A 23,266-nucleotide genomic window follows, 5' to 3' on the forward strand; every position below is an offset into this window, starting at 1 on the left:
AAAAAGCTTTGGAAACATTAGATTTCCAAAGCTTTTTTTGCTTTTACTCATTACCAACAATGATTTCCAAAATCTAAACCCAAGGACCGTCTTAGTCTCTGCCGTAATAAATACGATGGGGCTCTAGCTGACCTTCCAGAAGCTCATCGACCGTTACCAAAGTATAGCCGTTACTCTTCAGATACTCGAGGACACTTGGTAGGGCGTCAATACTGGTCTGGTGAATATCATGCATGAGGATAATCGAACCTGGCTGGGTTTTGGCAATCTCTTGCATAATGGCTTTAGTATTGCGTGTCTTCCAGTCTAGACTGTCCACATTCCACATGATAAAGGACTGGTCAACCGAATTTTGGATTGTAGCATTAATAGCTCCATAAGGAGGCCGCGTAATCGTTGGCTTGATGCCTATGACATTGTTAATAGCGGTCTGGGTATCAAGGATTTCTTTTTGGGCTGACTCCAGAGGTAGTTTGGTTAAGACTGGATGGTCCCATGTATGAATCCCAATCTGATGACCTTCATTGTGCACGCGCTTGACGATCGCTTCATTACCAGCAATGTTTTGACCAACCATAAAGAAGGTCGCCTTGGCACCATATTTCTTAAGGATATCCAGAGCCTGCGGTGTTGTCTTAGGATCTGGACCGTCATCAAAGGTCAGAGCAACCATCTTCACATGCTTCTTAGCTTCAAAACTCTGATAAGCTGCCAAGTCATCGCCAGTCAGATAGTCCGCATTGATCTGGTCATAAAAGCTAGACAAAGGAACATCAATGCTGGTTAAGCCTTGCACTTCCTTACTCAGCTTAATAGAAAAATGGCTGTATTCATAGCGGAAGGACCACTGACCCAACTCCGTTCCATTGAGGGTGTTGAGAATTTCTGTCTGCACCGCCTCATCGGCCTGTCTAAAGGTCAGCTGGCTGGATATTTCGTTGATGAAGATTTCCTTAGCTGCATCGGGATCCTGAAAGAGCTTATCCAGAGTGAAACGGCTGCCGTCTGCACCGAGATAGCTGTCAGCAACTTCCCGCTCTTCTCCTTTACTGATTTTCATCTCTTTGACATGATAGTCCTTGCGATGCACCAGTACTTCTTTGACATCCTTCAGGCTCGCTTCTTTTTCCTCAGCATAGTAGAAGGTCAATTCCTCAATCTTATCGCCCTTCTTCTGATTATCCTTAATCGTCTGGCTATCTGCGTCCATCTGCTCCTTGACGCTTGCCATAACCTGACCATCCAGCAGAGGATAGAAGGACTCCACATAGTGGCTGCCAATCATCTTGCTCTGCTTTTCAGTTTTTTCAGCGTGGTATGTCTCTTCTTGAGCAATCAAGACACTAACTTTCTCTTGAAGTTCTTTTTCTTGGAAAATAGCGTAAATTTTTACAGCACCCAGAAATAGAGCAGCAACAAAAGCTAAAGCTAGCAAGCTGAGAACAATGAGTGTTTTCTTACCGTGTTTCTTGTTATTTTGTCTTTTCATACACCTGTCCTAAATGAATAAAAATCATCATTTATCTTGCAAAATTAACTGCAGCTAGATGTTAGAGACTCTTCTCACGAATGACTTCCACCTTGTAGCCATCAGGATCTTTTACAAAATAATAATTAGGCGGGTTGCCAGGAAGACCCTTTGGATCTGTCACTTCATAGCCTTTAGCCTTGTGCTCAGCGTGCAGACCTTCCAAGTCTGGCGTGCTAAGTGCCACATGAGCAAAACCGTCCCCAATCACATAAGGACCATGGTCATAGTTATAGGTCAGTTCCAGCTCATAATCATCACCTTCCAAACCTAGATAAACGATAGTAAACTGATAATCTGGAAAATCCTTGCGGCGCAGCTCTTTAAAACCAAAAGCCTCTGCATAAAAAGCGATAGACGCTTCCAAATTCTCCACACGCAAACAAGTATGTAACATTTTTGATGCCATAATTTCACCTTATTCTTTCTTGTTTATTATTATACCCTATTTTGGGAAAAACTTATATTAAATTTTTAAAAAAGTAAATGAAAGTATATAAAAAGCAAGCCATTAAGACCTGCTAAGAATTGTTTTTCAAAAACTGTTCGATAAAGTCGCTATACGAATTCCATTGAGGCATGGGAATGCTTTCTTTCTCAGCACTTCTTTTGATTTCAAAATATTGATCAACCCACTCGGCATAGCCTGAATGCATGTGATTTGTGACCATTTCGGAAACCAAAGGCTGACTCAACATGAACTTCATTACTGGAACCAAGAGAAATAGGGGCAGGGATAGATATTTAGTAGGTTTATAACGATGTTTAGGAATTCCATATCGCTGACAGAGTTCTAAACCTTCTCGCCAAGCGCAAATCATCTTTCGAATTGCTTTTTTATCTTTCAAGAGTGCATCAAAACTCCCCGCTTCTGCAACTGCACCTGCCATTACCGCCTCCTGAAGGCAGTGAACCTTCATCCAAGAAGCCAAGTCAGGCATAGCATCAATGTCTATCCCACTAGCTGTGAAGATAGGAGACAACTCTGATGTGTAAGAATCATCATCAAGTAAGGTAGCTTCTTTGAAAATGATAGCTTGGATCCGACCATCACTCTTTCGCCCTCCTCCAACAGAAGAAGGAAAAGCTAACGACACCTGCTTTCTGTCCAAATAAGAAGGAATCTTGGAGTTGATATTCCAGTTATTCTGTAAAATAAGTAAATGAGCTTTTTCCTTTATAGCCGCTAAATGATTCAATGCCTGCTCTAGTTGCAAACTATTTACCGTTAAGAGAATCAGGTCATAGTCTTGATCAATACTCGTCACCAATGGCGGCTGGAAATGATGTTCTTTATAGACCTGTTCGTCTTTCCTTAAATCTTTAATAGAAAGTGTGAAGCCTTGCTCTAAAGTCGACAGCTTATGCTCTCTAACTAAGACAGTAACTTGATGTTGATTAGACAGTAACCAAGCGTATGTCAAACCGATTGTGCCAGCACCATAAACCAAAATATTCATATTAGGCCTCTCCCGCTATTTAACAGAACGCTTTTTCGTTTCTTTCAGTAGCAGTTTAACTTCAAAGACCGTACCTTTTGGTTTGTTGTCCTTGACATAAATAGAGCCCTTGAAAGCATCGACAATCTGCTTGGCTAGAGAAAGTCCCAGACCAAAGCCACCTTTTTGACGGGTCCGAGCCTTATCTACCCGATAAAAGCGATCAAAAATCTTCTTCTTATCTTCATCGCTGATACCAGGACCATTGTCCGCCACTCGGAAAATAAGGTAACGATCTGTCGAAGTAGCCATGACACTGATTACGCCATCATCATCTGTATACTTGATAGCATTGTCAAATAGAATGGTCATCAGTTGTTTGAGAAAAATTTGATCGGTCACAATAGGGTGCTTGATCATATTTTCTGAATGAAAGGCTTTTTTATTCTCCCTTGCGATAATGCAGTAATTAGCAAAGGTGGTATCAAAAAATTCTGGTTCAACTTCACCATATTGTGGCTTAATGCCATCATCGCGACGGGCCAGGTTGAGCAGATTGGTTGTCAGCAAGCGCATATTCCGTACTTCATCCAAGCTAGAAGCAATATTTTCACTGCTCTGCATAATTGTAGCTTCAGGCTTACGAAAGAGCGTTTCTAAGCGGCTCTGCAATACTGCCAGAGGAGTCCGTAGTTCGTGACTTGCATTTTCCACGAAAGCCTTCTGCTTCTGGATACTTTCCAGCAGAGGCTTGACACTCATCCGAGCCAGATAAATACTGGCAATCAGGGAAATTCCCCAAAAGCTGACCATGACCATGGCAATTAATTTCTCGTGCTTCTCACTAGTTTGCTCTAATTGACTAGTACTAGTCATAACTACTGCATATTTTATATCAGGATATTCATCATCAGGATCAATATCAAATAAATATGCTCGATAACTTTCTGACTGACCAAAACTATTGCTTATTGAAATTTCTTTAATTTTGTTCAAATAAGATTTATTAAATTCTAGCGAGTTAAAATCTAAGAAACCATCGCTCTTACTAGTCGAAATATTCTTATAATCATCATCCAAGAGTAAGGCAAAAGTATTCGAACTTACATTAGCTAGCTCAGGATTAACAGGTTCTTTATCGTGCTCTGGTTCTCCAGAATCATTTTTACCATTCCTACTATTCGGCTTATTCGATGGATTAGACTGCTGCCCCGTTGTTCTATAAGCGATGTCAGCAACTGAGCTAGGACTCTTACCCAACATTCTTAAATTATCATCGACCGTTGTATAAAGAATGGAGCGCATGACTTGAATAATAATCAAGGTCATGGCCGAGAAGATTAATGTGAACAACCCAAAATAGCGAATGAAATAAGAGAAATCATCCGCATAAAAGGTCTTCTTGATTTTATTCAGCATCTTTTAAAATGTAACCGACACTACGAAGCGTATGCAAATTTTTCGCAAATGCCGTTCCTTTCAGTTTTTTACGTATCTTAGAAACGTACACTTCAACAACGGAAACAGTAGTATCGCTATCAAACCCCCACAAACGGTCAAAAATTTGAGTCTTTGGCAAAATTACATTTTGATTTTGTAGGAAATAAACTAAGAGATCAAACTCTTTACCCAACAATTCCACTTCTTTATCTGCTACTAAGGTAGAATTAGTAGATAAATTAACAGAAACTTCACCATAAGAAAGAGTATTCTCGTTGAATTTACCAGCGCGTTTCAAGAGAGCTTGGATCCGCATTTTCAGTTCTTCTAAATAAAAAGGTTTTGTCAGATAGTCATCAGCCCCAAGTTCAAAGCCATGCCCTTTGTCATCTAAGCTTTCCTTAGCTGTCATGATAAGAACAGGTGTTGCGACTCCTTTGGCTCGAAGATCTTTAAGCACTTGGAAACCATCCTTTTCAGGCAACATGAGATCCAGTAAGATGAGGTCATAAACACCGCTTTCTGCTTCATAAAGACCTTCTTCGCCATCAAAAACTTGCATTACATCAGCAAAATCATCTAAGAAATCAAAAACTGAGTTTGACAGTCCAAGATCGTCTTCTACCAACAGAATTTTAATCATTTTTCTTTCCTCCAATAAAACTTACCAAGATTATGTCTTTTGGTTTTTGTTTTATTTGCTATTCTTATTATATCATGACTTGGGTCAAAATCAGTAAGTTTTTTCTACGACTGCGACGTTTTATTTTCTTTTGTAGACTTATTATTCTTGTCCGATTGTTCATTTGTGTTCGTTGAAGACTTTTTCTTATTTTTCTTCCCGTTGTCATTTTGCTGAGCAGAAGAATTCTTGCTCTTGTCATTGTCAGACTGCTGGCCGTCTTGAGGCGGCATTCCTTGGTCTTGACCGTTCTGTCCTGGACCACCATCCTGCGGCGGCATTCCATTGCCTGGTCCACCATTTTGACTATTCTGACCTGGTTGTGGTGGCATTCCATTTCCTGCATCCTGGCCATTCTGACCCTGCTCCGGTGCTCCAGGCATAGCAGCTGGCTGTTGAATAGCTGATTGCTGATTGTTTGTTCCGTGAATAGCTGTCGCTAGACCATAGCCACCTAGAAGTCCGACTGCTAGAGCACCACCCGTCGCAACCGTCAGCCACCATTTAGTACTTTTTTCTACAACAATCATTTTTTCCATATCCATTTAATACGTTCCCTCTTTCTTTTGTTAATTTATCAATCTGTTTCTATCAAACAAGAAGCTAATGCAGCTTACAAGTCATCCCATACACATCCTTTCACTTGAATAGCATTATCATATAGATTTTTACTTAAACAGGACTGAATTTTTTCTTAAAAAAGGCTGAAAGATAGGGAAAATGGATATAAAGTTCTTTATTGTCATTCATAAAAAGTAATAAATTGAACTTTCATTTTCGAAATTTTATAAAACAAAAAGCCTGAGATAATATAATATCTCAGACTTTCTTCTCAATTTAATTAAAACTATCAGATCGCAGCTCGAATTGCTTTTTCTACTGCTTCTTTCTCACGCTTCACCAATTCAACACGCGCAGCGATTTCCTTGATTCCCATGCTGATATTCCGGCTAATCGCCATATCATCCAACTGAGGCTCAAAGAAGGCTTTGTATTCTGCCAATCTCTTCTCTGTCTTGAAGACCACTGCTGGGCTAATGACAAAGCTATCAAAGCTCATGTCGCCACCTAATGCAGCCTTAATCCAGTCCCAATTCTCACGCGCCCAAGTCCACACCGCTTCTTGAGTAAAATCCCGGCTGAGGAAACGGGCATACCAAGCTGACAAATCCTGCGGTTTCACAGTAAATTTGTCCTTCCAAGTCGCTAACAGTTCATCCAAGGTTTCCTTGTTCTTCGTATAAGAAAGAGCTGTAGAAAGAGCATTTTTGAAGCTTCCATCATTTGAAGCGACATAGAGTTCCAGATAAAGCTTAGTCAGCTCCTTGCTTTCATGATGCTTGATTTGGTTGACCAATACCTGCAGACGAATAGCGGCAGGGAGTTTTTCCAAATTATCACGATAGCGGTCAAAAATCTGGCTAGCTTGAGCTTTAGCCGTTTCATCGTCAGCCTTAATCATATTACTCACAATGAGCTGACGAACCATCTCATCCTCATCACTTTCGCCTGCCTGTTTTTCAAAACCAAGACGGTCGAAATTACTTTGACTGAGAATTTTCAGCAAGGCTTTGTAATCTTCTTCTGTCTGACTGCCTTCATCCACAAAACGATTCAATCCTTCCAGAACTTGGGAAACAGCTGAAACTACCATATAAGAAGTTTCGTTTGCCAGCTTACTGATGACTGGCAGCAGGTCCGCATAAGAAATCTTACCTGACTCTGCTAGAAGTCGGCGCTCCTGCACGATTTGCAGTTTACTAATATTGTCCAAAGAGCTGAGATTATTCAGAAGAGCATCCAGCAACTCACCCTGATAATCTGTAATATAGTGGGCAGTATTTTCTGTATTGAGGCGCAGGGCTCCTTCATTTTGCGCTGCCAAGGCTGCATAATTAGGAATTTCCAGTCTTTCTGTCGTCAGAGTATCAGGAAGTCCTTGCCAGTTACTGTTAAGAGGCACTGGCCATAGACGACCTTTGTCTTCGTGCTCTCCAATGAAAAACTGCTTCTGGGTCAAAATCAAGCAGTCATTTTCGACCTTTGCAGTGACAACTGGATACCCCGGCTGCTCTAGCCAAGCATCCATAAAGGCTGCTACATCACGGCCAGAAGCTTGAGAAAGAGCATCCCAAAGGTCACGACCGATGGTATTTCCATACTGATGCTTCTCAAAGTAGGCGCCTAGCCCCTTACGGAAGGCATCGTCTCCCAGCCAACGACGCAGCATGTGCATGAGACGGCTACCCTTGGCATAGACAATGGCTCCATCAAAAAGAGTATTGATTTCATCAGGATGCTTGACCTCTACATGGACTGACTGGACGCCATCAGTCGCGTCACGCTTGAGGGCATAAGGAGCTCCACTGGTCTGGAAATCTTCAAAAATCTTCCAGCTAGGCTCAATCGCATCAACTGAGACATACTCCATCATATTGGCAAAGCTTTCATTGAGCCAGAGGTCGTCCCACCACTTCATTGTCACTAGATTTCCGAACCATTGGTGAGCTAGTTCGTGTGCAACAACCAAGGCAACTGTCTGACGGCTCAAGGCTGTTGAATTTTCATCCACCAGCAGATAGATTTCCCGATACGTTACCAAGCCCCAATTTTCCATAGCCCCAGCAGAAAAGTCTGGCAGGGCCACATGGAGGGACTGAGGAATAGGGTACTTGACTCCGTAGTATTCCTCGTAAAATTCAATACAGCGAACCGCAATGTCCAAAGCAAACTCTAGATTGCTGGCTGGGTGGGCCTTGGTCGCATAGACTCCTACCAAGGTTCCATTCTTGGTTTTAGCAGTAATTCCTTGCATATCACCTGCAGCAAAAGCCAAGAGATAGGAAGACATACGTGGAGTCGTTTCAAACTTCCAAACGCCAGTCGCTTTGCGGTTTTCAACATCAATTTCTGGCATATTAGACAGAGCCAACTCACCCTCTGCTTGGTCAAATTTCAAAGCTAAATCAAAAGTTGCCTTAGCCTCTGGCTCATCCACACTCGGAAAGGCTTCGCGGGCAAAGTGACTCTCAAACTGCGTAGAAATAATCTCTTTTTTCACACCATCAACCGTATAGTAAGATGGGTAAATCCCAGTCATATTGTCCGTAATCTTACCAGTATAAGTTATTGTCACCACTACAGGCCCAACCGCTTCCAGCTCGATATAAAGAGCTTCATTGTCCTTATCAAGAGTGAAAGGACGAGCTTGGCCAGCTACCTCTACAGCTTCAACTGTCAAATCTTTTTGATGTAGGGAAATCTTACTCGTCTTAGCTTCCCCGGTAATGGTCACTTTGCCTGAAAAAGTCTTGTCAGCACGATTCAGATCCAAAAAGAGATCATAGTGCTCAGGAACAAAAGTTTCAATAAAATGTTTAACTGCTTGCATAAGCTTCTCCTCATCTAACGAACATCATGGCAAGATTACTCCGCCATACTTGTCCGCTTATAATCTGTTATTATTGTATCATATTTAAAAGATTTCGTTGCAAAATAAATGCAAGCAAAAAGACAGGGGAATAACCTGTCTATGTAGTTTATGAAAATGGAAGAAAGGTCAAGAGTTCTTCTTTTCTTTCTCAAGTTCCTCTAATTTTTTATTATAGATTCGATTTTCTTCGTGATAAGTTTTGTTTAGCCGTTCTTCATAACGCTGAATTTTTCTCTCAAAAATTTCTCTATTTTCTTCTATTTGTCTTAATTCATATGAGGGCACGGTATCAGGACTATTACGACAAAAAGATAATATCCATTCGCTCATTTGCTCTGAAACATTTTTAGCCTCTCGTCTCATATCTTGGTAATCCCATTCATACTCACTAACTTTCTTACGAAAGGCTATGTGATCATCATCAAGACGATCAATCTTTTTTTGAATTTCCATAGAGCCTCCTATAAGATAGGGCTGGTCAAACTAGGCTTAGGAACAGCACCTAGTACCTCCTTGATTGAATCTGCTGCTCCACCTGTGAAAGCTCCTGATAAGTCAGCAGGTACTTGAGTGGAGGCAAAAGTTTTCATAGCCTCAGCTTGACTATCTAGCCAACTCTGCAAAGCTTGACTTTCTTCAAGAAGGACAGCTCTTTTAGCTGAAATCAAAGCGCGAATGGCAGTACGTTCCTGAATCTTTAAATATTCTTTTTTTATACGTTCGGCTTCAGCTCGATCTTCTGTATTTGGTTCAATCATGCATTTCCTCCTATTTATTTGTAAAAATCTGGACACCCTTTTGATCAATCGCTACGATATTATCAGCTGCCTTGTTTAAATTACCAGCAATCTCCGTCATTTTAGTCGTATATGCACTTGCTGAGGCGAGAGTTGAGGCTGCTGTCCCCCCATTCCAAGCTTTGGATAAGGTCAGTTCAGACAAGAGATCTTCCACTTCACCAGATGAAAGGTTGTGAGCAAGGGTATGAGCTGCATTACTTAATTCAGATATATGTTCCTCTACTTTTGATTTTGCACTTGCTAACTTATCTTTAATCTCTTGCTCATAGACCTCAGCTTGAAGCAGAGCAGTTTGAGCACTTGTGCGAACGAGTTCCTCTCTTAAACTAATTTTTTTGTCGCCAGAACTAATTCTTAAAGAAGCATGCAATTCATCAATGTATCTCCTATTTATGGAGATTAAATCCTGCTTAGAAGGCTCAGGAGCGAAGCCTCCATATTCTTTTAGATACTCAAGAACATAATGTTCAGGATCTTTTTTAGCATAGTCTAATCCAAAATTTGCGGTTACTGGATTTATTTCGTACATTTTTGCTTTATGTTTTGCAATCTTTCTGACTTGCTTTTCGGTCATACCTGAGCAAAAGAGACCATTTTTTCATACCATTCAAGATCTGGGCTATTCCTTTAATCTTTGGCAACCCAGCATTATGATGTTTTCCCTCTACGGTAAATACTTTTCCATACGTAATGATCCCACCATGGCCATCCCAACTTGTTAAATCCTTCCCCTGATCACTGTATGAATGTAAGTGTTTATTAAGATAATCAAATTCTTCATCACTAATACCTCTATAATCAGTCGTATTTTTTGTCAACGAATTCCACGCACCCCAGTCCATGAAATTTGTAATCTTCTGGACTTTCATTTCCGCAGCTACTTTAGCAACTGCTGGTCCAGCTTGACTGAATCCCGACATATTACTAATATCAACTTTTTGTCCTTCTCCAGCCATTTTTTTAGCCTTAGATAATGATTGGTTATAAAACTCACGAACGTCCTTTGTCTGTTCTGTTAATTGATTTCTAGCTAGTACCGCATTAAATACTGATTCTGTAACATGGTTATTATTTTCATTATTAGGTGATTGAGTACCAGCAACAACTATGGTAGTTTGAGTGTAATCAACATTCCCATTAATAATTGGAGCTACTGTTACAGCTTGTGTAGTTTTGTTGATTTCCTTTATTACTTTATATTCAATACCACTCTTATCAGTAGTATAAGTCTGACCTTCATTTTTTCATTAATTATGTCAAGAACTTGAGTTTGCAGTTCCTGAATTTCCTCGTCTGTTAACGCCATTTGAAATGATCTCCTTTCCTAATTTGAGTATTAAATTTCACTTCAGCATTAGGACTTCCGCTTTCATTCTTTACCTCTTTCTTAAGATCTAACTACATTCTTCAAACCTCTTGATCAGACAAAGCCATATCATCCTTCCTCTTTACTTAGCTTAACATTGTAAAAGATTTTAGCTTCTGGGCTTCCCTTTTCATCCTTAATAACATCCTTTAACTGACCGTATTCAACTAATAATTCCATATTCAAATCAATCCCTTTAGCTCTTGTGAGTTTAGCTTCATCAGGTAAATGTTGCGCGTTAGAAACATCAATGTTATTCCCGTTTGAGTCCTTTAAATCTATAGCTTCATTTCCACCTCCATCAAAATTAAGAATTATATGTGAGACGATACCAAAGCTACTTGGATACACATTATTAACTTTAGTGCCAAGAGTGGCTTTATTTCCATGCTTATCATAAATAGTTGGACGGATATAGACATTTGAGAAAGTTGACCCTTCCTCAGTAACGTAGATTGGGGAAAACTCAATCTTTTCAACCCCTGAGTAATGCTCTTTTATATAAGTTCCTAGTTGCTCTTCCAGAAGTCGAAAGCCATGCTGATAGAGTTTGGCTGTTTTGGAACCTAAGTTAGGTTTTGTTAGTTTGTTGTATATATAGATTCCGCCTGAAATTACAATGAATAGAATTGTTAAAACAATAATAATCTTCTTTTTCACTAATATACCTCCATTATAACGCGTTTTCATAGTTCTTTTCTAATAGAATAGTATAATATATTGGTATTGTCATATAAAATATTTTTCATTATTTTTGGCAAACTTCTATCCTCAACTACCTAAGAAAATAGTTGTCTTTGTCGCTTAGTTCACGCCACATCATCCTTCCTCTTTGCTTAGTTTAACATTGTAAATAATCTGTGCTTCTGGGCTTCCTTTTTCATCCTTGACAACATCTTTTAGCTGACCGTCTTCTACTAACATTTGAATATTTATATCTATACTTTTTGCATCTGTTAATTTAGCTTCTTCAGGGAGTTCTTTAGCATTTGAGACATCAATACTATTATCTTCTGAATCTAACAACTCAATTACTTCATTACCACTCCAATCAAAATCAAGAACAAGATCCGCTTCAATCCCAAAACTATTTGGGACATATTTTTTTATTTGTGTACCCAAAGTAGCTTTATTCCCGTATTTATCATATATAGTCGGACGTACATAGGCGTTCAACATAGAAGAATCCTCATCTCCAGTCACATAAATTGGAGAAAATTCAATTTTTTCAATACCTGAATATTTTTCCTTAATATAAGTGCCAATTTGCTCTTCTAAGAGTCGAAAACCTCGCTGATAGAGCTTGGTTGTTTTGGGACCTAAGTTAGGTTTGGTTACTTTGTTGTATATATAGATTCCGCCTGATACCAAAACAAGAATAAGAGCAAGTGTCGTAAAAATTTTTTTCTTCATCATTTTCTCCTAAATTATTCATTATGAAAATACATTACATTTTTTATATTCTTATAGTGTAACATAGTCGGACTCAAGTTCCAATGAAAAACAGGATACTTCAGTATAGTCATGAATATACAAAAAAGACACGAAAGAAATCGTATCTTTTGTTCATTACAACTCAATAATTTTACCTGTTTCAAAGTAAACAACCCATTCACAGATATTCTTGGCATAGTCGCCGATTCGTTCCAAGTAAGAAATAACTTGGAAATAATCGCGGCCAGTCACAATCAGTTCTGGATTTTGTTTGATTTCCTCTGTAGCAAGATCGCGAATATCATCGAAGTATTGGTTGATTTTCTCATCCATAGCTGCTACGGCATAAGCTTGGTCTACATTTCCATTGAGGTAGACGTTCAGGGTTTCTTCGACGAAATTCTTAACATCGCGCCCCATCTTGCTGATGGCATCTTCTACAGACTCGATGCGAACTTCTCCCTTCATCCGAACAGTGGCTTTGGCGATAGATACAGCGTGGTCACCCATCCGTTCCAAGTCACTGCTGGCCTTCAACACGGTGATAACGGTCCGCAAATCCTGAGAAACAGGTTGCTGAAGGGCAATGATTTCTAAAGATTTCTTCTCCAGTTTCACTTCGTATTCATTGACTTCAGCGTCGTCTTCAATTACCTGACGAGCCAGTTCACGGTCATGCGTGACAAAGGCACGAACCGTCCGGTTAATCTGCGATAGGACTTCGTTTCCCATCGCGTAGAATTGATTATGAAGTTTTTCTAAATCTTCTTCAAATTGTACTCTAAGCATAAGATTCCTTTCTGTTATCCGAATTTACCAGTAATGTAATCTTCGGTCTCTTTATGGGCTGGATTGAGGAACATCTTCTTGGTTTCATTAAATTCAATCAAGTCTCCACCAAGGAAGAAGCCGGTCTTTTCAGAAATCCGAGACGCCTGCTGCATGGAGCGAGTGACCAAAAGCATGGTATATTTGTCTTTCAGGCTGTAGAGGGTTTCCTCGATTTTCCCAGCAGAGATTGGATCCAAGGCTGAAGTCGGCTCGTCCAAAAGAATAATCTTAGGACTAGTGGCAAGCACACGAGCCACACAGATTCGTTGCTGCTGACCACCGGAAAGACCGATAGCGGAATCATGCAGACGGTCCTTGACCTCGTCCCAGATAGAAGCACCAATAAGGGAACGCTCTACTGCTTCGTCTAAAACTGCCTTGTCCTTAACACCATTAATCCGAAGTCCATAGACCACATTTTCATAGATAGTCATAGGGAAAGGATTGGGCTGCTGGAAGACCATTCCGATTTCCTTGCGAAGCTCCACTGTATCTGTCCTCGGACCATAGATATTGTGACTGTTATAAATGACCGTTCCTGTAGTTGTTACTTCCGGATTCAGGTCGCCCATTCGGTTGATGGCCTTAAGCAAGGTTGACTTACCTGAGCCTGACGGTCCAATCAAAGCCGTAATCTCATTTGGCATGAAATCAAGTGAAACACTATTAAGGGCTTTCTTTTTATTATAATAAACCGACAAGTCCTTGACTTGCAAAATAGGTTCTGTCATACGTTTTTCCTTCATTTTATTTTACATTCAACCAAAGACTAAGCTTGTTGAATCGTGATGAATACGGACAGCTGCTTAACCAAAATGACCTGAAACATAGTCATTAGTGGACTGAAGCTTAGCGTTTTGGAAAATATTAGCCGTCTTATCATACTCAATCAAGTCGCCCAGATAGAAGAATCCAGTGTAGTCACTAGCACGGGCAGCCTGCTGCATATTGTGGGTCACAATGATAATGGTATAGTTATTCTTAAGCTCAAACATGGTTTCTTCCAGCTGCATGGTCGCAATCGGATCCAAGGCTGACGCTGGCTCATCCATGAGGAGAATGTTTGGTTTGACTGAGATAGCACGGGCAATGCAGAGCCGCTGCTGCTGACCGCCAGAGAGTGTCAGGGCTGACTTGTGCAAATCATCTTTGACCTGATCCCAAAGAGCTGCTTGCTTAAGCGAGGTCTCCACAATCTCATCCAAAACCTTTCTATCTCTGACACCAGCCCGTTCATGAGCAAAGGTAATATTTCGATAGATGGACTTGGCAAAAGGATTTGGCCGTTGGAAAACCATGCCAATATGCTTACGCATTTCATAAACATTGATTTCAGGCCGGTTGACATCAATCCCCTCGTAGAGAATCTCTCCAGTCACATTGGCAATATCAATGGTATCGTTCATGCGGTTAAGGCTGCGAAGATAGGTTGATTTCCCTGATCCAGACGGGCCAATCAAAGCAGTGATTTTGTTTTTTTCAAACTGCATATCAATGCCCTTGATGGATTCCTTTTTACCGTAGTAAACATGCAAATCCTTGGTCGACAGGGCTACCTTTTCTTCAGGAAAAGTAATGATATGTTTTTCATTCCAATTATATTCTGTCATTTCTTCTCCTTTAAGCAGAGGTTAATTTCTTATGCAGATAGCTGCCCAGTTTGCGGGCTCCCAGATTGAAAATCAAAATAAAAATCAGGAGAACTGCTGCTGAACCAGCAGAAACAGCCGTTCCATCAGGAATAGTTCCTTCACTGTTGACCTTCCAGATATGGACAGCCAAGGTTTCAGCCTGACGGAAGATAGAGATAGGACTAGTGACGCTGAAAATATTCCAGTTGGACCAGTCAAGAGCTGGAGCTGATTGACCTGCTGTATAAATCAAGGCCGCTGCTTCACCAAAGATACGACCAGAAGCCAGTACAATCCCTGTTACAATACTAGGCAAAGCTTCCGGGATGACCACATGCAGGACCGTTTCCCAGCGGGAAATTCCCAAGGCTAAACCAGCTTCACGTTGCGTATGATGGACATGGCGCAGGCTATCTTCGACGTTCCGCGTCATCTGAGGCAGATTAAAGACGGTCAAGGCCAAGGCACCAGAAATGATTGAGAAGCCATACTCAAACTGGACAACAAAAATCAAATAACCAAAGAGCCCAACTACTACCGAAGGAAGTGAAGACAGAATTTCAATACAGGTACGGACAAAGTTTGTCACTGGGCCTTTCTTAGCATACTCTGACAGATAAACCCCAGCCCCCATAGAAAGAGGCACAGAGATAATCAGAGTAATCACTAGCAGGAAGAAGGAATTGTATAGCTGAATCCCAATGCCACCGCCAGCTTGGTAAGAAGAGGATTTCCCTGTCAAGAAAGACCAGGAAACATGCGGCAGACCTCTAACTAAGATATAAAGTATGAGAGAGGCAAGGATGGCAACAATGATACTCGCTATTGTATAGAGAACACCAGTCGCCAATTTATCTAATTTCTTAGCGTGCATAGTTTTTCTTACCTCTTTCTTTTGTAATTAGTTTAATCACACTGTTAAAGGCTAAGCTCATCATCAAGAGCACCAGAGCCAGTGACCAGAGAACGTTATTGTCCACTGTTCCCATAACGGTATTTCCGATTCCCATGGTCAAGACAGAGGTCAGTGTAGCTGCTGGTGTTGTCAAAGAGGTTGGAATCACCGCAGAGTTACCAACGACCATCTGGATAGCCAGAGCTTCACCGAAGGCACGCGCCATTCCAAAGACTACAGCTGTAAAAATACCTGATCGAGCAGCCTTGAGTGTTACCCGCCAAATGGTCTGCCAGCGCGTTGCGCCCATAGCTAGACTAGCTTCACGGTAGTGACGTGGCACAGCACGCAGACTGTCCGTCGTCATAAAGGTTACTGTCGGTAAAATCATGACAAAGAGCACAAAAATACCAGACAAAATTCCAAAACCAGTACCGCCAAAGACTGTACGGACAAAAGGAACCACGATTTGCAGACCGATAAATCCATAAACAACAGACGGAATACCAACTAAAAGTTCAATCGCTGGTTGCAGTATCTTTGCTCCTTTTGGAGAAACTTCTGTCATAAAGACAGCTGCACCAATCGCAAAGGGAGTTGCTATCAGAGCAGACAGAATGGTAACGATAAAGGAGCCTAAAATCATTGGCAGGGCACCAAATTCCTTACCAGAAGGATTCCAGACACCACCAAAAAGAAAATCAAAAACATTAACTCCGTTGACAAAGAAAGTAGATAGACCTTTCTGAGCAACGAAGATTAGAATCATAGCCACAATCACCACAATCAGTGACAGACAGGCAAAAGTCAGATAGCGGCCAAACTTCTCCAAGCGAGAATTTTTAGAAGGCGATAACAACTTTTTGGTTAATTCCTCATTTTTCATTTTGAATCTCCTTCTATTGCTGTGACATTCCCATCAGCGTCCTTGCTGACTTTCATATCGTTGATTGAGATATAGCCCATGCTGGTAACAACGCCTTTTTGAACATCATCAGACAACATATAGTCTAGAAACTCAGCTGCTAAACCAGTCGGCTTGCCCAGTGTATACATATGCTCATAAGACCAGAGCGACCAATTATTAGTAGCAACATTTTCTGCTGTTGGTTCGTAGTTATTGAGTTTCAAGGTTTTTACAGACTCATCAACATAAGCAAAGGCTAGGTAAGAAATCGCACCAGGAGTTTGCGAAACGATATTTTTGACCATACCGTTGGAATCCTGCTCTTGACTCTGCACAGCTGATTTCCCATCCATGATGACACTGTCAAAGGTTGCGCGGGACCCAGAGCTAGCCGCACGATTGATAATCGAAATCTCCAAGTCCTTACCGCCCAGCTCTTTCCAGTTGGTGATTTCACCAGTGAAAATTTTCTGCAGCTGCTCGGACGTTAGATTATCCACATCAACTTCTTTATTGACAATCACAGCAATACCAGCCACAGCGACCTTATGGTCCACCAAGTCAGACGCTTTTATTCCTTCCTTCTCTTCAGCGAAAACATCAGAGTTCCCGATTTCAACAGCTCCTGACTGCACTTGAGATAGACCTGTACCAGATCCACCACCCTGAACATTGACTGTTTTACCGATGTTGTTAGAGCCAAAGTCATCAGCTGCCGCTTCAACTAAAGGCTGCAAAGCAGTTGACCCTACTGCTGTCATAGATTCACCACGGTCAATCCATGATGAACAAGCTGATAAGGTGAGTCCTAAGCCCAGAGCCGTCAGCGCTAAAGCAAATTTTTTCAATTTGTTCAAAAGATTTCTCCTTTAATAAAATCAAGAGGATGGGAAGTATCTTTAGTATTTCTTACTTAGCAGAAAGAAGCTTTTTTCAATACATTCACATCTTCAACTATATCATATAATACCAGCTTTTCCTAATATTTTATCTAAATCTCAGGCCTTTTGGGAAATAATTTTTCAGGGTTTGTCCAGTGACTTTTGCAAAGCCCAAACCATTACCGCCAAGGACTAGTTGGTACCAGCCGTTTAGCCGCGGTTCTGCCAGTTCAATCGTCTCTCCTGCCGCATATTTCTTGAAGTCCTGATTATTTATTTCAACTCTATTTAGAACTTCGCTGGGCTTTATAGCCAAGCCTAGGGCAAAGCTAGGCTCAAAGCGATTCTTCTTAAACGTTCCTAGATGCAAACCGTTACGGGCAATCTTTAGCTTGGAGAGGTCTGGCAATCCAGCTGGCAACAAATAAAGATTGTCCCCAAAGGTCTGCAAGTCTCCAGTCAAGACTGTTTTTAAATGCTTTGTCTCGAAATCCTGCCAGAGTTTTCTTTGCTCGCTCGTCAAGCGATGCTTAGCTGATTTAATCTTCTTGCAGCTATTCTCACCAGTAAAGCGAAAATGGGCTGCAAACTGACCTTCACCTTTGAAGCGATGCGGATACATCCGAGCTGTCTCAGGAAAGCCAATTCCTTCAGTCATCCCGTTTATCTTAGAAATATCAATCAGTTCAAGTGGAAATTCTTCCAGCAACCAAGCAACGATGTCTTCATTTTCCTCAGGAGCCCAAGTACAGGTCGAATAAACCAGACGACCATCCTTAGCAAGCATGCTCATAGCAGCTGTTAAAATCTCTCGCTGGAGCTGGGCGCATTGGGCTGGATAATCCGGAGTCCAATACTGGGTAGCATCCGGCTGCTTACGAAACATGCCCTCGCCCGAGCAAGGTGCATCTAAAACAATCAAGTCAAAATATCCGCTGAAAACCTGAGCCAGACGGTCAGCAGATTCATTGGTAACAAGCACATTTCTAGCACCAAAGCGCTCAATATTCTCCACTAAGATTTTAGAGCGTTTGCTGTTGATTTCATTGGAGACCAGTAGGCCTGTATTGTCCAAAAAAGATAAAAGATGAGTTGACTTGCCACCTGGTGCTGCCGCCAAATCTAAGACTTTCATCCCCTTAGATGGTGCTGCTATCTGAGCCACCATCTGAGCTGCTGGCTCCTGCGAATAAACCAGACCAGTCACATGCTCAGCAGACTTGCCAGACACCTTGCCATAAAAGCCCCAGTCTGTCTGAGGAATGGCATCTGAGAAATTCTGCTGGCCTTCTTTCAGAGGATTGCTGCGAAAGGCCGAAATCGGCTCCTCGTCAAAGGTCGCAAAAAAGTCCGCCGCTTCCGCGCCTAAAATCTGCTCATATTTTTCTTTAAAACCTTTAGGAAAGTCCATCTACTGCTTCCCCTTTTCTAAATAAGGCTTCAGAGCCGATATTTTGCACTTAGGCGCCATCATGACAGGCTGCCGAGTCTGGAAATTTAGCTGACTGTCATCCAAGGTCTGGACGATAAAGCCTAGCTTCTCCGCCATAATCGAAGCCGCCGCATAATCCCAAGGCCAGTTGTAGGAAAAATAAGCCAAGAGGCCGCCAGACATCACCTTGCTAAAGCTAATCCCAGCACTGCCATAAACCCGAACCCCTAAACATTCCCGGGCCAAGTCTGCCAAGCCCCAATCATTGGCTTGCAGAATACCGGCATTAGAAGCCATGAGAAAATCTTGAAAAGGCCGGTCCTCAAAAGCAGGAAGTTTCCGGTCATTACAATAGACGTCAAAGTCTCCGCCACCATGATAGAGCTGGTCTCTAGTCACATCATAAATCAAGCCAAAACGACCAATGCCCTCTTCAAAATAGGCAATCATAACGGCAAAATCAGCCTTCTGAGTAATAAAGTTGGTGGTTCCGTCTATTGGATCAATCACCCAGACATTACCATCAGTAATATCATGTCGGAGTCCATTTTCCTCCGCTAAAATAGCATCCTGCGGATAGCGGGCAAGAATCTTAGCCACCAAATCATCCTGAACCTTCCGGTCCATCTGGGTGACCAAGTCAGTGGCACTGGTCTTTTGACTCACATCCAAATCATCATAGAGATGTTCCCTCAAAAAAGCACCAGCTTGGTAGATGATTTCTTTAGCAAAATGAAATTTATTTTCCAAGAGAAATGCTTCCTTTACCTTTACTTTTTGCCTCTTGAACAGCATGATAAAGCGAATAACCGCTGACGTTTTCAAACTCACGGCCGATTCGCTTCTCTTGGCCCTTGCTAGGAACAACTTGCTTGAAAGCCGCATAGGACTTCAAGAGCTTTTCCGCTTGGACTTTCTGCTCATAAGCTGCTTCTACATCATTAAAAAAAGAGAGCACCGAAGCAAGCTCTTCAGTGCTCCACGATAAATCTAGTGGGTAACTATAATTTTTGTTCATCTTTACTGAATATCTGCCCGCATGGTTGCGGATCTTAACTCTTCCTTACGATAACTACGAGGTAGGAAAGCACGAATTTCATCCTCGTTAAAGCCGATTTGCATCCGTTTGCCGTCTAAAATAATTGGGCGTCGCAAAAGACTGGGATTTTCCTCAATCAACTGAATCAAGGTTGAAATGGACAAATCCTCCACATCCAAATCTAATTTCTGAAAAATTTTTGAGCGAGTTGAAATAATGTCGTCTGTACCGTTCTCTGTCAAAGAAAGAATGTGTTGCAATTCGGGAGCTGACAGAGGGCTCGTCATGATATTATGTTCCTGAAAGGGCACTTCATGATTTAGCAGCCAAGCACGCGCCTTACGGCAAGAAGTACAACTCGGCGATAAAAATAATGTAATCATGCGTTTCTCTTCTAATTCTGTATAATAACTACCTCTATTATACTAAATTTTATTTGGCTTGACTATATTTTTTTGAAAATTACTGCCGAATGTCATGAAAATATAAATTTTTCAACTATTTCGATAACCAGTCCAACTTCTAGCGATCCGTTCATCACTCTGCAGCTGAGCAATCAAGCTGTCAATACCATCAAACTTAACCATCTCGCGAATCTTATCCAGCCAGAAAATCCGAATGGTATCGCCATAGATGTCCTGAGAAAAATCAAAGATATTGACCTCAAAACGGAGTTCATCACCGTCAAAAGTTACATTTTTCCCAACACTAGCCATACCACGATAGCGCTGACCATTGTGCTCAACGTCTGCTACATAGACGCCATCTCCTGGAAGAAGGACTCGATCCAAGGGAGCTAGATTGGCTGTTGGATAGCCAATCGTCCGTCCTCTGGCATTGCCATGAACCACAATGCCACGAGTAGACAGAGGGTAGCCAAGCAGCTCATGTGTTTTCAGCATATCTCCGACAGCAATCGTCTCCCGAATCCGAGTGGAAGAAATCTTCCGATTATCCAGATTAACCGAGGGAACGATAACAATCTTGCCATTAAAATAATCTCTCAGCTCATGTGACTCTTTGCGGTCTGAGCCAAAATGATAGTCGAAGCCAGCTACCACGGCTTTGGCACGCAGACGAGACACGTACTTCTCAAAAAAGTCCCGAGCTGTATTCCCCGCAAAATGGCTAGTAAAATCAATCAGGTAAAGATAGTCAACACCCAGACTTTCCAGCTGTGCCATTCGGTCTTCAGGACTAGCCAGATGCAGAATGAGCTCAGGCTGATAGCGGACAAAGGCCAGCTTAGGAGACTCTGGGAAAGTCATCACGGCAATCTTTAGACCTTGCTTATCGGCAATCTCTCTCGCTTTCTCAAAGAGTGCCTGATGGCCCTTATGCAGCCCATCGAAATAGCCTAGAACAAGGACCGTATCTTCTGTCTGATCAATCCCTTTTTCATCTATAATTCTCTTGGTTATCATCATTTCTCTATTTTACTACGCATTTGCTATTTTTACAATATCCGTTCCGCTCGAAACCGCAAAATATTCAAAAAGATTTTTACCGTTCTAATGCAGGACGTTTGTCAAAAGCTGAAAAATGTAAAACAAAAGGACAGCAGTTGTGCAGTTGCTGTCCTTTTGTGAGGTTTAATGAAATTATTATAACATGCAAGCGCACATTTCATATTACAAAAGAATAACAATCTTTTGACAATTCTACTGTTAATATTAAAGGAAGACTTTGCGGGGCTTGTAGGCTGCTTCCCGCTTTTCCAAAACGACTACTAACTTCTCCTTATAAAAGCCAGCTAGCTCAGCTTCATCTGACATCAAGCTGATAAAACGACCGTTTCTCACATCCTCGACCTGCTCGTCTGAGAGCTCAACTCTCACTAAATCTCCGATTCCTAATTCGAGTGGTTGGAGGAAGGAGAAATCATCTACTGCTACTCGCTCTGCTATTTCATCCAAGGTCAAGGCATCATCTAAGCTCATACCTGCTGAGGAAGTCCGTGTCAGCTGGGACATATGACTGGCAAAGCCAAATTTGGCTCCCAAGTCAACAGACAGGGTTCGGACATAGGTCCCCTTGCTACATTTGACTCGAAAACAAAAGCGGGCTTGTTCATCTTCGTAGGAAATCGGACTGGTGCGCTCGAAACTATAGATGGTCACCTGTCGCTCTGGCCGCTCCACTTCTTGACCCGCTCTTGCATACTCATAAAGCTTGCGGCCATTGACCTTGACTGCAGAGTACATGGGCGGAATCTGGCGAATCTCACCAGTCATAGACTCCATCACTTCATCGATAAGGGCTTCTTCTAAAAGCTCTGTCACCGGCGTCCGCTCTAGGATGTCTCCACTGGCATCCTCTGTGGTTGTTGAGCAGCCCAGGGTAATCTCCCCCTCGTAGACCTTGCCTTCCTCCTGCATAAACTCGACCAAGCGTGTCGCCTTGCCGACTGCAATCGGAAGCACCCCTACTACATCTGGATCCAAGGTTCCCCCATGACCGATTTTCTTGATTTTTAAAATCTTGCGCAGCTTAAATACCGCATCATGCGAGGTCATGCCCGCTTCTTTTCTTAAGTTGATAATTCCGTTCATTGATTAACTTTCTAAAAATACTAAAACTCTCTTTTGGAAATCCTTGTCTGCTCTTGCATCATATTCTTGACAGGTCTGAGCCTTAATCAGCAGTCACTTTCTGTTCTTGATTTTCTCCAAAAATTCCATCAGTTTATATGAATGCTAATGATTGACTAGAAAGACATAACGAAACAGTCACACTTCTATCCGACTTTCAAAAATCTGATAAAGCTGTTCAAGGCGGTAGTCCTCAGTAGTCACCATTTCTTCCTCCGATAGGAGAACATTTTCCAATATCGGAAAAAAACCTTGAGCCAGTTCCCGACTGTTCAGCCAATCTGTCATCTGATGGTTAAAGGCAGGATTGTCCGAAAAAATATAGTTAAAGCGGGCATAATCCTTGGTGTAATAGTAGTAAATCTCGTCCAGAGCAAGTAGTGCCTTGATGGGATCAGCTTCCTCCAGCCAAAGACTCTTATCTAGCAAATGGCTGGTTTCAAGGCCAGCCAGATCAAACATAACCAAATAAACCGCTACACCATCAGCTTGACTGGGTCTAAAATTAATCGTATCAAGGATAAACTGACGTGAGAAGCGCCGCATAAAATCTAACTCCTGTGGCTTCCAACTGTCACTTTCAAAGTGACACCGATCCAGATTAAGAGAGTCATCGACTCTGATTTCAATGTAGTGAGCAATCATCTCTAAAATCCGAGGCAGAAAATGCCTGATTTGGTAGTCGTCATCACTCTTATTAACCACCGCATTGAGGTATTCATAGATTAACGCCTCACTCAGTTCCCTGACAGGTGTGGTTTGCAAAGCTCTGAGATTCTCCTCGGAGAGGCAGACAGGGCAGGTACAAAGGGTCAGAGGAAAGTGCAATTCGCACTTAAACAGGGTATAAGCCTCTTCTAAAAGGGCCTGCATAGCAGGGCTGAGGTCGGGCTTCTTCGGTATTTCCGGTCTAGTCTTAGCTTTTTTCTTTCCCATG

General features: G+C 41.8%; 24 protein-coding genes and 1 pseudogene. All 25 read right to left on the minus strand.

Annotated features, from left to right (window positions below):
- Window positions 1-91: 91 nt before the first annotated feature.
- Complete coding sequence (locus HMPREF9380_RS03810) at window positions 92-1,489, minus strand: polysaccharide deacetylase family protein (RefSeq protein ID WP_002934021.1); 1,398 nt, start codon at window positions 1,487-1,489, stop codon at window positions 92-94.
- 61 nt (window positions 1,490-1,550) lie between these two features.
- On the minus strand, window positions 1,551-1,937 hold the full coding sequence (gene gloA, locus HMPREF9380_RS03805; protein ID WP_002895748.1) for a lactoylglutathione lyase: 387 nt from the start codon (window positions 1,935-1,937) through the stop codon (window positions 1,551-1,553).
- Between the two features lie 112 nt (window positions 1,938-2,049).
- Entirely contained in the window at window positions 2,050-2,988 is a 939-nt protein-coding gene (locus HMPREF9380_RS03800; protein ID WP_002934022.1) for a ketopantoate reductase family protein, read from the minus strand.
- A 15-nt stretch (window positions 2,989-3,003) separates the two neighbouring features.
- Complete coding sequence (locus tag HMPREF9380_RS03795; RefSeq protein ID WP_002934023.1) at window positions 3,004-4,386, minus strand: sensor histidine kinase; 1,383 nt, start codon at window positions 4,384-4,386, stop codon at window positions 3,004-3,006.
- Entirely contained in the window at window positions 4,376-5,050 is a 675-nt protein-coding gene (locus tag HMPREF9380_RS03790) for a response regulator transcription factor (protein WP_002934024.1), read from the minus strand. Before HMPREF9380_RS03790 ends, HMPREF9380_RS03795 begins: the two co-directional genes overlap by 11 nt.
- Before the next feature lie 104 nt (window positions 5,051-5,154).
- Window positions 5,155-5,634, minus strand: coding sequence for a hypothetical protein (locus HMPREF9380_RS03785; protein ID WP_002934025.1), 480 nt, complete (start codon window positions 5,632-5,634; stop codon window positions 5,155-5,157).
- A gap of 305 nt (window positions 5,635-5,939) precedes the next feature.
- Complete coding sequence (locus tag HMPREF9380_RS03780; protein WP_002934026.1) at window positions 5,940-8,480, minus strand: M1 family metallopeptidase; 2,541 nt, start codon at window positions 8,478-8,480, stop codon at window positions 5,940-5,942.
- 168 nt (window positions 8,481-8,648) lie between these two features.
- Entirely contained in the window at window positions 8,649-8,975 is a 327-nt protein-coding gene (locus tag HMPREF9380_RS03775) for a hypothetical protein (RefSeq protein WP_002934028.1), read from the minus strand.
- 8 nt (window positions 8,976-8,983) lie between these two features.
- Complete coding sequence (locus HMPREF9380_RS03770) at window positions 8,984-9,280, minus strand: hypothetical protein (RefSeq protein ID WP_002934030.1); 297 nt, start codon at window positions 9,278-9,280, stop codon at window positions 8,984-8,986.
- Between the two features lie 10 nt (window positions 9,281-9,290).
- Window positions 9,291-10,628 (minus strand): annotated as a pseudogene (locus HMPREF9380_RS12165) (hypothetical protein).
- A gap of 129 nt (window positions 10,629-10,757) precedes the next feature.
- A complete protein-coding gene (locus HMPREF9380_RS03765) occupies window positions 10,758-11,378 on the minus strand; it encodes a hypothetical protein (protein ID WP_002934037.1) in 621 nt (206 codons plus the stop codon).
- 129 nt (window positions 11,379-11,507) lie between these two features.
- Window positions 11,508-12,104, minus strand: coding sequence for a hypothetical protein (locus HMPREF9380_RS03760; RefSeq protein WP_002934040.1), 597 nt, complete (start codon window positions 12,102-12,104; stop codon window positions 11,508-11,510).
- A gap of 153 nt (window positions 12,105-12,257) precedes the next feature.
- Entirely contained in the window at window positions 12,258-12,911 is a 654-nt protein-coding gene (gene phoU / locus HMPREF9380_RS03755) for a phosphate signaling complex protein PhoU (RefSeq protein WP_002895767.1), read from the minus strand.
- Between the two features lie 14 nt (window positions 12,912-12,925).
- Window positions 12,926-13,684: a phosphate ABC transporter ATP-binding protein PstB gene (pstB, locus tag HMPREF9380_RS03750; protein WP_032907437.1), complete on the minus strand. Its 759-nt coding sequence runs from the start codon at window positions 13,682-13,684 to the stop codon at window positions 12,926-12,928.
- A gap of 75 nt (window positions 13,685-13,759) precedes the next feature.
- Window positions 13,760-14,563, minus strand: a complete 804-nt coding sequence (pstB, locus tag HMPREF9380_RS03745; protein WP_002895769.1) for a phosphate ABC transporter ATP-binding protein PstB — start codon at window positions 14,561-14,563, stop codon at window positions 13,760-13,762.
- Window positions 14,564-14,573: 10 nt separating this feature from the next.
- On the minus strand, window positions 14,574-15,458 hold the full coding sequence (pstA, locus tag HMPREF9380_RS03740; protein WP_002895770.1) for a phosphate ABC transporter permease PstA: 885 nt from the start codon (window positions 15,456-15,458) through the stop codon (window positions 14,574-14,576).
- Window positions 15,448-16,365 carry a phosphate ABC transporter permease subunit PstC gene (pstC, locus tag HMPREF9380_RS03735; RefSeq protein WP_002895771.1) on the minus strand — a complete coding sequence of 306 codons (918 nt, stop codon included), beginning with the start codon at window positions 16,363-16,365 and terminating at the stop codon, window positions 15,448-15,450. Before pstC ends, pstA begins: the two co-directional genes overlap by 11 nt.
- Entirely contained in the window at window positions 16,362-17,243 is an 882-nt protein-coding gene (locus HMPREF9380_RS03730; protein WP_002897767.1) for a phosphate ABC transporter substrate-binding protein PstS family protein, read from the minus strand. Before HMPREF9380_RS03730 ends, pstC begins: the two co-directional genes overlap by 4 nt.
- A 130-nt stretch (window positions 17,244-17,373) precedes the next feature.
- Window positions 17,374-18,678, minus strand: a complete 1,305-nt coding sequence (locus tag HMPREF9380_RS03725; protein WP_002934049.1) for an RsmF rRNA methyltransferase first C-terminal domain-containing protein — start codon at window positions 18,676-18,678, stop codon at window positions 17,374-17,376.
- A complete protein-coding gene (locus HMPREF9380_RS03720) occupies window positions 18,679-19,449 on the minus strand; it encodes an inositol monophosphatase family protein (protein ID WP_032907439.1) in 771 nt (256 codons plus the stop codon).
- Window positions 19,439-19,717 carry a UPF0223 family protein gene (locus HMPREF9380_RS03715; RefSeq protein ID WP_002912219.1) on the minus strand — a complete coding sequence of 93 codons (279 nt, stop codon included), beginning with the start codon at window positions 19,715-19,717 and terminating at the stop codon, window positions 19,439-19,441. The genes HMPREF9380_RS03720 and HMPREF9380_RS03715 overlap by 11 nt, the downstream gene beginning before the upstream one ends.
- 2 nt (window positions 19,718-19,719) lie before the next feature.
- A complete protein-coding gene (locus HMPREF9380_RS0111085) occupies window positions 19,720-20,121 on the minus strand; it encodes a Spx/MgsR family RNA polymerase-binding regulatory protein (RefSeq protein WP_002906786.1) in 402 nt (133 codons plus the stop codon).
- 111 nt (window positions 20,122-20,232) lie between these two features.
- Window positions 20,233-21,162, minus strand: coding sequence for a bifunctional riboflavin kinase/FAD synthetase (locus HMPREF9380_RS03710; RefSeq protein WP_328270562.1), 930 nt, complete (start codon window positions 21,160-21,162; stop codon window positions 20,233-20,235).
- A 249-nt stretch (window positions 21,163-21,411) separates the two neighbouring features.
- A complete protein-coding gene (gene truB / locus HMPREF9380_RS03705; protein ID WP_002934054.1) occupies window positions 21,412-22,290 on the minus strand; it encodes a tRNA pseudouridine(55) synthase TruB in 879 nt (292 codons plus the stop codon).
- A gap of 177 nt (window positions 22,291-22,467) precedes the next feature.
- On the minus strand, window positions 22,468-23,265 hold the full coding sequence (locus HMPREF9380_RS03700) for a hypothetical protein (protein WP_032907442.1): 798 nt from the start codon (window positions 23,263-23,265) through the stop codon (window positions 22,468-22,470).
- Window position 23,266 lies beyond the last annotated feature (1 nt).

The sequence above is a fragment of the Streptococcus sanguinis SK49 genome (genome assembly GCF_000212815.1).
Taxonomy (GTDB): domain Bacteria; phylum Bacillota; class Bacilli; order Lactobacillales; family Streptococcaceae; genus Streptococcus; species Streptococcus sanguinis_C.

Excerpts from the sequence above, each read along its gene's own strand:
- HMPREF9380_RS03810 (WP_002934021.1), bottom strand. The coding sequence starts at position 1,489 with ATGAAAAGACAAAATAACAAGAAACACGGTAAGAAAACACTCATTGTT.
- gloA (WP_002895748.1), bottom strand. The coding sequence starts at position 1,937 with ATGGCATCAAAAATGTTACATACTTGTTTGCGTGTGGAGAATTTGGAA.
- HMPREF9380_RS03800 (WP_002934022.1), bottom strand. The coding sequence starts at position 2,988 with ATGAATATTTTGGTTTATGGTGCTGGCACAATCGGTTTGACATACGCT.
- HMPREF9380_RS03795 (WP_002934023.1), bottom strand. The coding sequence starts at position 4,386 with ATGCTGAATAAAATCAAGAAGACCTTTTATGCGGATGATTTCTCTTAT.
- HMPREF9380_RS03790 (WP_002934024.1), bottom strand. The coding sequence starts at position 5,050 with ATGATTAAAATTCTGTTGGTAGAAGACGATCTTGGACTGTCAAACTCA.
- HMPREF9380_RS03785 (WP_002934025.1), bottom strand. The coding sequence starts at position 5,634 with ATGGATATGGAAAAAATGATTGTTGTAGAAAAAAGTACTAAATGGTGG.
- HMPREF9380_RS03780 (WP_002934026.1), bottom strand. The coding sequence starts at position 8,480 with ATGCAAGCAGTTAAACATTTTATTGAAACTTTTGTTCCTGAGCACTAT.
- HMPREF9380_RS03775 (WP_002934028.1), bottom strand. The coding sequence starts at position 8,975 with ATGGAAATTCAAAAAAAGATTGATCGTCTTGATGATGATCACATAGCC.
- HMPREF9380_RS03770 (WP_002934030.1), bottom strand. The coding sequence starts at position 9,280 with ATGATTGAACCAAATACAGAAGATCGAGCTGAAGCCGAACGTATAAAA.
- HMPREF9380_RS03765 (WP_002934037.1), bottom strand. The coding sequence starts at position 11,378 with ATGAAAACGCGTTATAATGGAGGTATATTAGTGAAAAAGAAGATTATT.
- HMPREF9380_RS03760 (WP_002934040.1), bottom strand. The coding sequence starts at position 12,104 with ATGATGAAGAAAAAAATTTTTACGACACTTGCTCTTATTCTTGTTTTG.
- phoU (WP_002895767.1), bottom strand. The coding sequence starts at position 12,911 with ATGCTTAGAGTACAATTTGAAGAAGATTTAGAAAAACTTCATAATCAA.
- pstB (WP_032907437.1), bottom strand. The coding sequence starts at position 13,684 with ATGACAGAACCTATTTTGCAAGTCAAGGACTTGTCGGTTTATTATAAT.
- pstB (WP_002895769.1), bottom strand. The coding sequence starts at position 14,563 with ATGACAGAATATAATTGGAATGAAAAACATATCATTACTTTTCCTGAA.
- pstA (WP_002895770.1), bottom strand. The coding sequence starts at position 15,458 with ATGCACGCTAAGAAATTAGATAAATTGGCGACTGGTGTTCTCTATACA.
- pstC (WP_002895771.1), bottom strand. The coding sequence starts at position 16,365 with ATGAAAAATGAGGAATTAACCAAAAAGTTGTTATCGCCTTCTAAAAAT.
- HMPREF9380_RS03725 (WP_002934049.1), bottom strand. The coding sequence starts at position 18,678 with ATGGACTTTCCTAAAGGTTTTAAAGAAAAATATGAGCAGATTTTAGGC.
- HMPREF9380_RS03715 (WP_002912219.1), bottom strand. The coding sequence starts at position 19,717 with ATGAACAAAAATTATAGTTACCCACTAGATTTATCGTGGAGCACTGAA.
- HMPREF9380_RS0111085 (WP_002906786.1), bottom strand. The coding sequence starts at position 20,121 with ATGATTACATTATTTTTATCGCCGAGTTGTACTTCTTGCCGTAAGGCG.
- HMPREF9380_RS03710 (WP_328270562.1), bottom strand. The coding sequence starts at position 21,162 with ATGATAACCAAGAGAATTATAGATGAAAAAGGGATTGATCAGACAGAA.
- truB (WP_002934054.1), bottom strand. The coding sequence starts at position 22,290 with ATGAACGGAATTATCAACTTAAGAAAAGAAGCGGGCATGACCTCGCAT.
- HMPREF9380_RS03700 (WP_032907442.1), bottom strand. The coding sequence starts at position 23,265 with ATGGGAAAGAAAAAAGCTAAGACTAGACCGGAAATACCGAAGAAGCCC.